The organism is Winogradskyella sp., from assembly GCF_965656915.1.
Taxonomy (GTDB): Bacteria; Bacteroidota; Bacteroidia; order Flavobacteriales; family Flavobacteriaceae; genus Winogradskyella.
On sequence record NZ_CBFHMI010000005.1, the window covers coordinates 1 to 12,088 of the forward strand.

The window sequence follows — 12,088 nt, forward strand, 5'->3', positions numbered from 1 at the left end:
TTACTTCTAAATTCTCAGGATGTTAGTAAGTATTATAACAGCGACTTACAATAGTGCTAGTACCATTGAAGATTGCATGGCTTCTGTCTTAGGGCAAGACTATACGTATATCGAATACCTAATCATAGATGGGGCGTCTACAGATAGTACCTTAGATACTGTTGAAAAAGCAGCAACTAAAGACGCTCGGATAAAGGTATTTAGCGCACCAGATGAGGGTATATACGATGCTTTAAATAAGGGTATAGCGCTTGCGAAAGGAGATGTTATAGGAGTGCTACATTCTGATGATCTTTTTGCAAATGCGCAGATAATTACAACTGTTGTAGACGTATTGAAAAGAACAGATTTTGATGGCGTTTATGGGGATTTAGAATACGTGACCAAGACAGATACCTCAAAAGTTATTCGCTATTGGAAGAGTTGTAATTATAACTCTAAATTCTTACATAGAGGCTGGATGCCACCGCACCCTACTTTGTTTTTAAAGACATCGGTTTACATCAGCCATGGTGTTTATAATACAGCGTACCATATAGCTGCAGATTACGACCATATATTGCGACTATTTAAAGATAAAGACCTTGTATTTGAATATCTACCTGTCGTCATTACTAAAATGAGAATAGGTGGCATTAGCAATAAGAATTTAAAAAGTATAGCGCTAAAAACAAAAGAGGATTATAAAATTATAACACAAAACAATTTTCCAAAACCCCTGTATACCTTATTATTTAAAAATTTGAGGAAACTAAAACAGTTTAGAAGACTGTTATTGTTAGTTAAAAAATAATACCTTTGTATGACAACTGAAAGTTTATAAATTAATTTAAAAACAATACCTATGTGGCCCATAGACGTTAGTAATTTGCATATTGAAATGATGCTTTTTGCGTTTATCCTGGCATTTCTTGTTTCTTATTTATCGTATGAAACGATAATCACAGTGGCTAAGGCAAAGCACCTTATGGATGAGCCAGATCAACGCAGTAGTCATAAGGGTAAGGTACCTACTTTGGGAGGTATCGCTATTTACTTAAGCTTGCTGGTCGTTATACTGCTAATGGGAGCACTTCTCAATACAAAATTTATGCTTATGGCTATAACATCCCTAAGTGTATTGCTGTTCTTAGGCCTTAAAGACGACTTATTGGTGTTAGCATCGCGTAAAAAATTTACAATGCAAGTCGTTACCGGTATTGTGTTTATAGCTTTCACGGATATCCGTATTACCAGTCTATTTGGTGTGTTTGGTATGACAACTCTTACCTATTTACATTCATTCCTGTTTTCTTTATTTGTCTATGTGTTAATTATCAATGCCTATAATATGATTGATGGCATTGATGGTTTGGCAGGCAGCTTTGGGGTGTTAGCAACACTTTCTTTTAGTACCTTACTCTATTTAGAACACGACATAGATATTGCGCTCATAGGCATTGCAGCGGCAGGAGCGTTAATTGCATTTTTGAGACTTAATTTGTCGCGATTCAAAAAAATATTTATGGGGGATACAGGTACTATGATTGTAGGCTTTTGTTTAGCAATATTAACCCTAAGATTTCTAAATATCACAGCACATAATACCAGCAGTAACTTCCATGATTCAGCCCCAGTTATAGCTATAGCGATACTTTTTTTTCCCCTACTGGATACGCTCCGCGTTTTTGCATTGCGCACGTTTAAGTACAAAACAAGTCCTTTTAAAGCCGATAGGAATCATATCCATCATTGGTTTGTAGATTTAAAACTATCACATCTTAAAGTTTCAAGTGTACTGGTAAATATTAATGCTATTCTGATAGCATCAAGTTTTCTAATGAATTTTAAGGATTGGACGAATAAATTATGGCTTTTGGCTATAACGGGTTCTAGTCTGTATATGGGTGCCTATTGGCTATTAAAGCTACTAAGAAAAAAATAACTTGTTTAATCGAATTTCAATAATGACAGACCCAAACTATTTTACAGTTACAACGAAAAAGGCAATGTGCTATGCCGCAATAGTAGTTTTGTTTATGGGGTTGTTCTCCTGCTCAACAAAAAAACAAATTATATACTTGCAAGATATTGATGCCTATAACGATTCTCAAGTGATTTTTCCAGACAACACCATACAGCCCAATGATATTTTAAGTGTTCAGGTCGCATCTGCTGTAGATACAGAAGCATCAGAGCCTTACAATAAATCAATTCAGGGAGGTAATAGGATGAATGGTGGTGGTATGCAGGGGAATTTTCAAATGCAGGGCTATTTGGTCTCAAAAGCGCTAACGATAAAACTGCCTGTACTAGGCGAGGTATCCGTGGCCAATAAAACATTAAAGGATTTAGAAATAGCGCTTGAAAAACGTTTAATAGAGGATAAACATCTCACGTCTCCAACGGTAATGGTAACTTTATTAAACGCTAAATTTACCACACTGGGGGAAATGGGAACAGGGACGCATTATTTTAACGAAAATAACCTTACTATTTTACAAGCTATTGGCAGGGCAGGTGATTTAAACATTCAAGGAAAGCGCAGCGATATTATTGTAATTAGGGAAGTTGATGGTATACGGCAAATAGGCCACGTGGATTTAACAGCGTCTAATCTTCTTGATAGTCCGTACTATTTTATTAAACCCAATGATGTGATCTACGTAAAACCAAATGACGTACGTGTGCGTTCTGCAGGATTTATTACAGGACCTTCTGCACTTATTGGTTTTGCTACACTTTTAGTAACGACAGCATTGTTAATCACAAAGTAATATGGTAAAAGCATCTCAAAACGGCGCCACTCAGGTTGAAAATAAAGGACATAAAATTAAAAAGGAAATTGCCAAATATATGCGACTTTGGCCTTTTATACTGCTGAGTCTATGTATTGCTGTTGCTTTGGTTTTTATTCAGTTACGTTACACTAAAAATCAATATAAAAGCGTTGCTAAAATTAAAATACTTAGTAGCAATAAAGGTCTGGAATTACCACAAGCTGGTTTTATCTTTAGCAGACCCAATATTAACCTAGAAAATAATATTGAAATTATAAAATCATCTCGCTTATGGCAAGAGTTAGTCGTAAAATTAAATTTAGTCACTTCGTTTCATCAATATGGAAATGTACTTTTAACTGAGATTGACCAGATTCCTTTTGATTACCATTTAAAGGTACCCATATCTTCGATAAATAGCAGTAGTAAATATAAGTTAGAAGTACGAGATACCGGCTTATATATTTTTGAAAATAATGCTGTTGACCCCATGATATTTCCGCAATACACAACCGTTGCTGAAGCTCATGATTTGCCGTTTGAAGTAGCGCCAACAAGTCTAGAAACTATAAAATCGATTGAGGGAACCGTCTATGAAATTCACATAGCCCCAGTTAAAACTGTCGCTGATCGCTTGAGGCAACAATTTAATGTTACCACGGTAGGTAAAGGCAGTGAGCTCCTTGAGTTAAGCATGGAGGGTGAGATAAAAGCCAAATCTGAGCGTATTCTAAATGGCCTGATGGAGGTATTTGAGTTAGATGGCATACGTCTGAGGCAATCCATATCAGAGCGTACTATAAATTTTATACAAGAGCGCTTTAGTGTTTTAGGAAAAGAGCTCGATTCTATAGAAACAGGTATTAAAGATTATAAGGTTGCCAATAATATGTTGAGTGTAGAAACTAAAGCAGCTTCAGATCTCACAAAATTTAATCTATCTGAAGAAGCGTTAGTGGCGATAGAAGCTCAATTTTTGGTATTAAAGTTTATAGAGCAGACCATCACATATCCCTTAGACCGCTTAGAGATTCTACCTAATTTTATCATGGAAGAAGAATTGAGCATCAACTCGGAGATAAAAGCATATAACGAGTTGGTATTTCAATTAGACCGTCTAAAGGTTGATGCCAATACCAACAATCCAAAATATAAACAATTACTCAAAGAATTAGAAGGCTTAAAACAAAATTTAAAGGTTTCATTAGAGTTACTGAAGGTACAACTACAAACCAAAAAGACTGAGTTAGAAGCAAAAAACGAGCGTTATAATGCCGATTTACGAGGCATTCCTAGCATGGAGTTGTATATGCGTAATGTAGAGCGTCAGCAACAAATTAAAGAGACCTTATATTTATTTTTACTACAAAAACGAGAGGAAGCTGCAATTAATAAGGCTATTACAGAGCCTACGATGCAAGTTGTAGAGTATGCGAGCTCTTGGTGGGATCCTATTTCGCCTGTGCCTAAAAATTTGTATGCAATGGCACTGCTTATAGGTTTGGCTGTTCCTATAGGCATTATTTATCTAAGTCTACTGCTCGATACTAAGCTGAGGTCTTCGGAAGTTATGAAATCTGTTTTGGATGGCCTTCCGCTATTGGGAGAAATTCCTTTTGTAAAAAATACAAAAGGCAATCTATTAGTAGAAAAAAATGACAATTCTCCATTTTCTGAAGCGTATAGAATATTAAGCTCTAATCTTAGTTTTGTTTTACCTACTACACCTAAGACAGAAGGGCATGTTGTACTCTCTACATCCACAATAAAAGGAGAAGGTAAAACCTTTACAAGTATTAATTTAGCATTGGCATTGCGTAGCTTAGGTAAACGGGTCTTGCTTCTTGGTGCGGATTTAAGAAATCCACAAATTCATAAATCCTTTGGAGTATCAAAAGATAATCCTGGCCTATCGAGTTATTTATACAATTCTGAAATCAATTGGAAGTCGCTTATAATGTCAATACCTTTGGAGACTTATGACGATTTAGATGTAATTACATCCGGTCCTATACCCCCAAATGCACCGCAACTCCTTAATAATGGAAGGTTAGAAGTCCTTCTTAAGGAGGCAAAATCAGAATACGATTTTATTATTATTGATTCTGCACCAACCTTATTAGTTACCGATAGTATGTTAATAGCGCCTTTAGTTGACCTAACTTTATTTGTAGCGCGTTATGGGTTTACGGATAAAGAGCTACTTAGTTACTCAAAAGATTTGAATGCTACTGGTAAGATTACAAATTTAGCTTACATCTTTAATGGGGTTAAAGCGGTAAGGTCTTATGGTTACAAGTATGGCTATAAATACGGTTATAATTATGGCTATAACTATGGTTATGGAGGTAAGACTTAGGGTATACTTTTTTAGTAACTTATGACTTTTATCATACTTTTTGTGTGTTCTATAAGCTACTTTTATTAGTGAGTAAATAAAACAAGAAGTCATGAGACATATAGAACCCATTTCCACAATAATGAGCAAAGATATCATTGCGCTGAACAGAGATGATGATTTAGAGACAGCAGAACTACTTTTTAAGCGTCATAATATAAGGCATATTCCTGTGGTTAAAGAAGATGTTATTATCGGTATGCTGAGTTACACGGATTTATTGCGCATAAGTTTTGCTGATGCTGTTGATGACGATGAAGTCGATATAGATACCTTAGTCTATAATATGTTTACGATAGAACAGGTTATGGCTAAAAATGTGATTACGGTACCGTCAACAGCAAACATAAAAGAAGTCGCTGAAGTATTGGCAAAACGCGAATTCCATGCCTTACCAGTTGTAGATGATGGCCGTTTGGTAGGTATCATTACGACAACCGATTTAATCAATTATTTGTTGAAGCAATTGAAATAAAAATAGCGCCTTTAGGCGCTTTTTTATGAGTTAGATAGATGTTTAAGACGTTTGATGGTTGCTGTGGGATCATCACTTTTAAATACATGGCTACCAGCGACAAAAGTATCAGCGCCAGCCGCTACTAGTTGTTCAATATTTTTATCGGTAACACCACCATCTATTTCTATACGCGTATCTAAACCTTGTTCGTCTATCATTTGACGCAGTTTTTTAATACGTTTATAGGTGACCTCTTCAAATTTTTGCCCACCAAAACCAGGATTAATGGACATTAATAAAATCATATAACATTCTGGTAAAATATCTTCTAAAACACTAACTGGTGTTGTGATATTTAATACGACACCAGCTTTACAGCCAGCATCTTTAATTTGTCTCAGGGTTCTATGCAGGTGTACTGTAGATTCGTAATGCACGGTGATAATATCTGCACCAACGTTCGCGAATTCTTCGATGTAGCGCTCTGGTTGTTCTATCATTAAATGGACATCTAAGGGCTTCGTTGCATGTTTCTTTATAGCAGCTATGACTGGCATGCCGTATGAAATATTAGGAACAAAATGACCATCCATAACATCAATATGAAACCAATCAGCGTCACTATTGTTTACCAGTTCTGTATCGCGTTGAAGATTGCCGAAATCTGCAGCAAGCATTGAAGGGGCAATTAATTTTGAAGCCATTATTAGAAGTACTTTAAAGTTTTTGCAAAAATACATGAATTTTTTCATTCAAAGGTTCGTAAAAACTGATAGAAAAGATTTTAAGGACTAACAAAGCGGTTGCTCATATACTCTAAATTTTGTGGGTGTATTAAATTAAAATTGAGTTGCGTTTAGAAGAAATGAAACGCAACTGAATAGTTATGAGGTAGTAAAGGGTTTATAAAAGCGAACCCACGGTAATCAGCCGTGGGTCCTTTCATCAATCAAAAAACGAACAGTTATGTTTTATAACTGTCGTTATCTTTATTACGTTATGGCTTAAATTTACAATAAACCAAGCGTAATCAAATATTTATTTCATTTTAACTTTGAATACTTTTATAATTATAATGAATACTTATTGCTAAAGTATTTTTTTCAGAAGTTAACCTAAATAGGTCTTTAATATTTTACTTCGCGAGGTATGTTTTAATCTTCGAATTGCTTTTTCCTTTATTTGTCGCACACGCTCACGAGTTAAATCGAAAGTTTCTCCAATTTCCTCTAAGGTCATAGGATGTTGATTTCCTAACCCGAAATATAAACGAATCACATCAGCCTCGCGGGGCGTTAAGGTTTCTAAAGCACGCTCTATTTCTGTGCGCAACGACTCATGCAATAAATCTTTATCCGGGTTTGGGGACTCACCACTGCGTAAGACGTCGTATAAATTAGAATCTTCACCTTCTACTAATGGTGCATCCATGCTTACATGACGCCCAGAGTTTTTCATAGACTCTTTAACATCGTTAATAGTCATGTCTAACTCTTTTGCAATTTCTTCAGCAGAAGGAGGACGCTCATGACTTTGTTCTAAAAAGGCAAACGTCTTATTAATTTTATTGATAGATCCAATTTTATTGAGCGGTAAACGCACAATACGAGATTGTTCAGCTAGTGCTTGTAAAATAGACTGTCTAATCCACCAAACCGCATATGAAATAAACTTAAAACCACGAGTTTCGTCAAAACGTTGTGCTGCTTTGATTAAACCTAAATTACCTTCGTTAATTAAATCTGGTAATGTTAAACCCTGATTTTGATATTGCTTTGCTACAGATACCACAAAACGTAGATTGGCTTTGGTCAACTTTTCCAAAGCAATTTGGTCACCTGCTTTTATACGCTGCGCTAATTCTACTTCTTCGTCTGCGGTAATAAGATCTACCTTACCAATTTCTTGTAAGTACTTATCCAACGATGCCGTTTCCCTGTTGGTAACCTGCTTGGTAATTTTAAGTTGTCTCATGTAATTCTAAGATTTGTGCAATTTTACTACAACACTATGTTGCTATTAGTATACGTAATAATGCAATAAAATGTTACACAATAATAAAAAAACTTTTAGATCTTTAATAGTTTTATAGAGTCCAGATTAATATCATCTATAGTTTCGTTAGTAAACTTGTAATGACCACGTGTGGTGATTAATCTAAATCTGTAAGATTTAATAGTGCTTAAGGTATTAAGAAATAGCCATTTAGATTTTAGAAGTCTTGGTTTTTGAGATTTTAGACTTAAATCAAAAATATGTTTTCGGCCTTCTTTCTCGGCAACAATATCTGGGGTTACAGCAATCTCACTTCCTTTTTTTAAATAAGATTTTGGTGTTTCATACCCATCAATATCAGCTTTAATATTTGAATACCCCAAATTTTCGAGATAGGAGATAGAATTCGTTAATTCGTCTTCGTATTTGTCTTTATCCTGTGTTATCATAACCTTCAATATAATGATTTCTTTAAAACAACCAAATAATTAGTATTCTTTAACGTTTTGATTTAGTGTCAATTGCGACGAATTATACCCGTATTTGACCATCTCCATAAACATAGTATTTGTTGGTTACTAGCTGATTAAGGCCTAATGGACCTCTGTGGTGTAGCTTGTCTGTACTAATGGCCAATTCGGCACCAACACCCATTTGTCCACCATCTGTAAATCGTGTTGAAGCGTTGTGATAGACTGCGGCACTATCTACATTTTGCATAAAAGTTTTAGCCTCGTCTTTGTCTTCGGTAATTATCGCTGCCGAGTGTTTACCAGAATAGGTGTTTATGATGTCTATGGCTTCATCTAAGGATTGCACTCCACCGATAAGCAGCTTTAAAGCCAAAAATTCTTCGTGCCAAATACGATCAGTCGCAACAATTTCTTTGTGAGATAAGATGCCTGAAATTTTAGAATCTACAAGAATTTCAACCTTATGTTGTTCTAATTTTTCTTGGAGCATCTTTAATCTTAGTTCATATTCTGGAAGATTTTCATTGATTAATACTTTATCGAGAGCATTACAACCTGAAATTTTATCTGTTTTTGCGTTAATGATAACATTGACGGCTTTACTCCAATCAGCATGCTCTGAGACATAAAGAAAATTATTCCCTCGACCACTTACTAGGACGGCACAAGAGGCATTTTCTTTAACAAATTTAATCAGGGCTTCGCCACCACGAGGCACAATTAAATCTAGTGGCTCCGATGGATGTTTAAGAAACTCACGGGTGTCCTCACGTTTGAGGTGCAATAGTTTGATCCAGTCTTTTGATAAACCGTTTTCCTCTAAAGCTTCATGCCAGCATTTTTCTAAGATGAGGTTACTTTGTAAGGCTTCCTTTCCACCTTTTAATAATATTTTATTATTGGCTTTAAAGGCGAGTACAGCAGCTTCGATGGTAACATCTGGTCGTGATTCGTAAATAATTAATATCGTACCAAAAGGTGCTGTGGTATTTACAATGTTTAAGTTGTTCTTTAAGGTTCTATTAGATATTTCTTTCCCGACAGGGTCTTCCTGACGCATCACAGATTTTACGGCTTCAATCATGTCGTCAACCTTTCTGTCGTTAACGATTAATCGATCATACAAAGCCTGGTCGTCTTTTGTAAAGGCCTCCAAATCCTTTATGTTAGCGTCAATAATGTGTTGGCGTTCTCTGTCCAGAATAGTAATCATGGAATTAAGAACCTTATTCTTTTGTTCTGTATTTAAAAGTTTCATTTTAATTTCTTTTAGGGTTTAGGCACTTATAAATTTGGTGCCAATCTGTTTGTTTTTGACAATATCCACAATAACATTTTCGCGTTTACCATTGGCAATGTAGGTTGGGATATCTTTGTTAGCGGTCCCTTTGGCGATTTTTAGTTTTGAAGCCATACCACCACGGCCTTCTCCTTCTTTTTTGTTGGAGGCTTGCACATATTTTTCAACATTCTCATTCGTTTTCACAACATTGAGAATTTTGGAATCATCATCATCTGGATGTCCGGTATAAAGACCATCTGTGTCAGAAAGAATGATTAAGCGATCTGCATTTACCAACTCCGCGACCAGACTTGCTAGCTCGTCATTGTCTGAAAACATGGACATGGTTAGCGATACAGCATCATCTTCATTTGCGATAGGAATGACTCCTTCAGAAAGAAGACCTTCGTAGCAATTAATCATATTTTCGCGATGCTTTCCAGCATCAAAATCACGTTTAGTGGCCAAAACTTGAGCACAACGCATGCCGTAATCATGGAATATACTATAGTAATGGCGCATCATTCTCGGTTGTCCTACTGAAGAATAGACTTGTCGTCGTATCGATTTATCTTTTATATCGGTGTCTCCTAAAATCTCCATACCAGCCATTGCTGAACCTGATGAGACTAGAATAACCATAATATCTTCTTCATAGAGTACAGCAATCTGTCGCACCAGTTCGCGCAAAACGGGTCCTAATATGCGATTGTCTTTGTTTGTTAGTACGTTGGTGCCTACTTTGACGACCACACGTTTTATCTCGTTATTAGTCATACTATTTATTTGTCTTTACCCAATTCTACAGCACGATCAAAAGCGGCATAAGCGGCTTCTTGTATCAGCTGTTTTACATTATTATCTTCCATCGAATCAATGGCGGCTTGAGTAGTGCCTCCTTTTGATGCAACCTTATCTATCCAGGATTTTGGTGATATATTATTTTGGTTGAAGAGCTCTATGGCACCTTCAAACGTACTGCTTACCAGTACTTTAGAATCGTAATCCGAAAAACCCATTTTTAATGCGGCTTCTAACATAGACTGCATAAAATAAAATACATAAGCCGGTCCACTACCAGAAATACCTGTTGAAGCATCAATAAATTTTTCGGTATCGACATGAATTGATGTTCCTGTAGTCTCCAATAAATTTCTGACCATAAGCAATTCAACTTTAGAAATTGCTTTGCCTTCTGTGTAAGATGTGACTCCTTTTCCAACCTGTGCTGGAAGATTAGGCATGGTTCTTATAACCTTGTTCTGATCTAATCCGTGTTGGATGGTTTCTATGGTCACTCCTGCCATTAAGGATACAAAAATTTGTTCCTTATTGAGCATGGGTTTCATGTCTTCAAATAAGGCTTCACTGTGATAGGGTTTTACCGCTATAAAAACGATATGTGCTTTTGGTAAGCAATCATCTAAATTAGTGTAGACATCAAAGCGTTCATCTTTATTTAAATCTTCTATTTTTTTTGGATCGGTATCATATATTCTAAGCTTATGCTTGTTCAATAAAGGGGAACTTGCCATACCTTCGGCATACGTTAAACCCATATTACCTGCTCCAATAACTAATACTTTCATACTATTTCAATTATATACTCTAATTACCACAAGGACTGTACGAGAGTGCCAAATAGAAAAATGAATTTGAAGAATTTTGAAATTACTAACCTTTTCATTCATTTATTGAGCTTTTATAGACTTTTGTGGTGTATCTTTAATAAAATCGAAATTTAATATTTTTCAGAACTACTTAAACTGTCAGTCTGTCGGTGACAAAATGTGAAATTATAACGAAATCCATCATATGTGATGGATTTTTAAATACTGTAGGTTTATATGTAGTAACCCACGCGTTAACCAATCGCACTTATTTGCCGTTACAATACCGTAAGGTGTTATCTGTAATAAATCAAAAGTGTAACGTATACTGCAGCTACAGACCCAAATAGATGCTATTGGATTGCAACGAAGCGTAAAAGGTAACTGAACAGTATGATACTAGTATAATACTCATAAATGTAGCGTCTAATTATGATAAAGGAAGTATCAATGCAAAAAACAGTATGAATCTATATAAACTGATATGTATCAGTATTGTAAAATTGTAATTTAGAGGCTTCTTTTGTAAATTTAATAGAACTATTAATAGTCACTAAAAACATTATAAATATGAAAAATATATTCAGACTTTTTTTAATTACAGTATTCTTAATAGGTTATTCATCTTGTGATGAAGTTGATGAACTTACAGAGGTAGATTTTAACACGACAATTAATGAATCTGTGTTAGTAACTGTTCCAGATGGGAATATCCAAGGTCAAATTTATGACGTCAACATATTAAATTCTGACACAGAGGAATATGTGGATCTTCTGGAGGATGTTGACATCACTAGTTTTACCTATCGACTTGTTGATTTTAACGGTGATAATCAGGGAACTATTGTAGGTTCCTTCTTGTGGATTGAGAGTATTGGAGCGGATGGTCAAGTTCTTGTTAACCATGATATGGTGGTTAGCGAAGAAGTCAATGCCGGAACTGTATTTGAAGTAACTGATGTGAGTTATTTAAATGCAATTGCTAGTCAACTAAAAAGTGGACAGGATGTTTATTTTGGTTTGGGTGGTACAGCCACTTGTGATCCAGAGATGACGTTTACTATAGAAATTACAATCGAATTAGCTGTTACAGCAGATGCCTTATAGTAGTATC

General features: G+C 35.5%; 12 protein-coding genes. 6 read left to right on the forward strand and 6 right to left on the reverse strand.

Annotated elements, in window-relative coordinates; genetic code table 11:
• The first annotated feature begins 19 nt into the window (after positions 1-19).
• The 5 genes from ACTG3Y_RS02760 to ACTG3Y_RS02780 all read left to right on the forward strand — a co-directional run bounded on the left by ACTG3Y_RS02760 (position 20) and on the right by ACTG3Y_RS02780 (position 5,632).
• A complete protein-coding gene (locus ACTG3Y_RS02760; RefSeq protein WP_439151398.1) occupies positions 20-793 on the forward strand; it encodes a glycosyltransferase family 2 protein in 774 nt (257 codons plus the stop codon).
• 51 nt (positions 794-844) lie between these two features.
• Positions 845-1,924 carry a glycosyltransferase family 4 protein gene (locus ACTG3Y_RS02765; RefSeq protein ID WP_439151399.1) on the forward strand — a complete coding sequence of 360 codons (1,080 nt, stop codon included), beginning with the start codon at positions 845-847 and terminating at the stop codon, positions 1,922-1,924.
• 22 nt (positions 1,925-1,946) lie between these two features.
• Positions 1,947-2,756 (forward strand): polysaccharide biosynthesis/export family protein, encoded by an 810-nt coding sequence (locus ACTG3Y_RS02770; protein WP_439151400.1) that lies wholly within the window; start codon positions 1,947-1,949, stop codon positions 2,754-2,756.
• A gap of 1 nt (position 2,757) precedes the next feature.
• Complete coding sequence (locus ACTG3Y_RS02775; RefSeq protein WP_439151401.1) at positions 2,758-5,118, forward strand: GumC family protein; 2,361 nt, start codon at positions 2,758-2,760, stop codon at positions 5,116-5,118.
• Positions 5,119-5,209: 91 nt separating this feature from the next.
• Positions 5,210-5,632 carry a CBS domain-containing protein gene (locus ACTG3Y_RS02780; RefSeq protein ID WP_439151402.1) on the forward strand — a complete coding sequence of 141 codons (423 nt, stop codon included), beginning with the start codon at positions 5,210-5,212 and terminating at the stop codon, positions 5,630-5,632.
• A gap of 23 nt (positions 5,633-5,655) precedes the next feature.
• Here ACTG3Y_RS02780 and rpe read toward each other — a convergent pair whose 3' ends face one another.
• From rpe to proC, 6 genes are all read right to left on the reverse strand, one after another.
• On the reverse strand, positions 5,656-6,318 hold the full coding sequence (rpe, locus tag ACTG3Y_RS02785; RefSeq protein WP_439151403.1) for a ribulose-phosphate 3-epimerase: 663 nt from the start codon (positions 6,316-6,318) through the stop codon (positions 5,656-5,658).
• Between the two features lie 406 nt (positions 6,319-6,724).
• A complete protein-coding gene (locus ACTG3Y_RS02790) occupies positions 6,725-7,588 on the reverse strand; it encodes a sigma-70 family RNA polymerase sigma factor (RefSeq protein ID WP_094967995.1) in 864 nt (287 codons plus the stop codon).
• 95 nt (positions 7,589-7,683) lie between these two features.
• Positions 7,684-8,058: a hypothetical protein gene (locus tag ACTG3Y_RS02795; protein ID WP_439151404.1), complete on the reverse strand. Its 375-nt coding sequence runs from the start codon at positions 8,056-8,058 to the stop codon at positions 7,684-7,686.
• An 82-nt stretch (positions 8,059-8,140) separates the two neighbouring features.
• On the reverse strand, positions 8,141-9,340 hold the full coding sequence (locus ACTG3Y_RS02800; protein WP_439151405.1) for a glutamate-5-semialdehyde dehydrogenase: 1,200 nt from the start codon (positions 9,338-9,340) through the stop codon (positions 8,141-8,143).
• An 18-nt stretch (positions 9,341-9,358) separates the two neighbouring features.
• Positions 9,359-10,141 (reverse strand): glutamate 5-kinase, encoded by a 783-nt coding sequence (gene proB / locus ACTG3Y_RS02805; protein ID WP_439151406.1) that lies wholly within the window; start codon positions 10,139-10,141, stop codon positions 9,359-9,361.
• A 5-nt stretch (positions 10,142-10,146) separates the two neighbouring features.
• The gene (proC, locus tag ACTG3Y_RS02810; protein ID WP_439151407.1) at positions 10,147-10,953 is read right to left on the reverse strand and encodes a pyrroline-5-carboxylate reductase; all 807 of its coding nucleotides are present in this window, start codon (positions 10,951-10,953) and stop codon (positions 10,147-10,149) included.
• A gap of 591 nt (positions 10,954-11,544) precedes the next feature.
• Here proC and ACTG3Y_RS02815 point away from each other — a divergent pair.
• Positions 11,545-12,081 carry a hypothetical protein gene (locus tag ACTG3Y_RS02815; RefSeq protein ID WP_439151408.1) on the forward strand — a complete coding sequence of 179 codons (537 nt, stop codon included), beginning with the start codon at positions 11,545-11,547 and terminating at the stop codon, positions 12,079-12,081.
• Positions 12,082-12,088 lie beyond the last annotated feature (7 nt).

Bases quoted from the DNA above. Each gene is read 5' to 3' on its own strand.
- ACTG3Y_RS02760 (WP_439151398.1), top strand. From the start codon at position 20: ATGTTAGTAAGTATTATAACAGCGACTTACAATAGTGCTAGTACCATT.
- ACTG3Y_RS02795 (WP_439151404.1), bottom strand. From the start codon at position 8,058: ATGATAACACAGGATAAAGACAAATACGAAGACGAATTAACGAATTCT.
- ACTG3Y_RS02790 (WP_094967995.1), bottom strand. From the start codon at position 7,588: ATGAGACAACTTAAAATTACCAAGCAGGTTACCAACAGGGAAACGGCA.
- proB (WP_439151406.1), bottom strand. From the start codon at position 10,141: ATGACTAATAACGAGATAAAACGTGTGGTCGTCAAAGTAGGCACCAAC.
- proC (WP_439151407.1), bottom strand. From the start codon at position 10,953: ATGAAAGTATTAGTTATTGGAGCAGGTAATATGGGTTTAACGTATGCC.
- ACTG3Y_RS02815 (WP_439151408.1), top strand. From the start codon at position 11,545: ATGAAAAATATATTCAGACTTTTTTTAATTACAGTATTCTTAATAGGT.
- ACTG3Y_RS02765 (WP_439151399.1), top strand. From the start codon at position 845: ATGTGGCCCATAGACGTTAGTAATTTGCATATTGAAATGATGCTTTTT.
- rpe (WP_439151403.1), bottom strand. From the start codon at position 6,318: ATGGCTTCAAAATTAATTGCCCCTTCAATGCTTGCTGCAGATTTCGGC.
- ACTG3Y_RS02770 (WP_439151400.1), top strand. From the start codon at position 1,947: ATGACAGACCCAAACTATTTTACAGTTACAACGAAAAAGGCAATGTGC.
- ACTG3Y_RS02800 (WP_439151405.1), bottom strand. From the start codon at position 9,340: ATGAAACTTTTAAATACAGAACAAAAGAATAAGGTTCTTAATTCCATG.
- ACTG3Y_RS02780 (WP_439151402.1), top strand. From the start codon at position 5,210: ATGAGACATATAGAACCCATTTCCACAATAATGAGCAAAGATATCATT.
- ACTG3Y_RS02775 (WP_439151401.1), top strand. From the start codon at position 2,758: ATGGTAAAAGCATCTCAAAACGGCGCCACTCAGGTTGAAAATAAAGGA.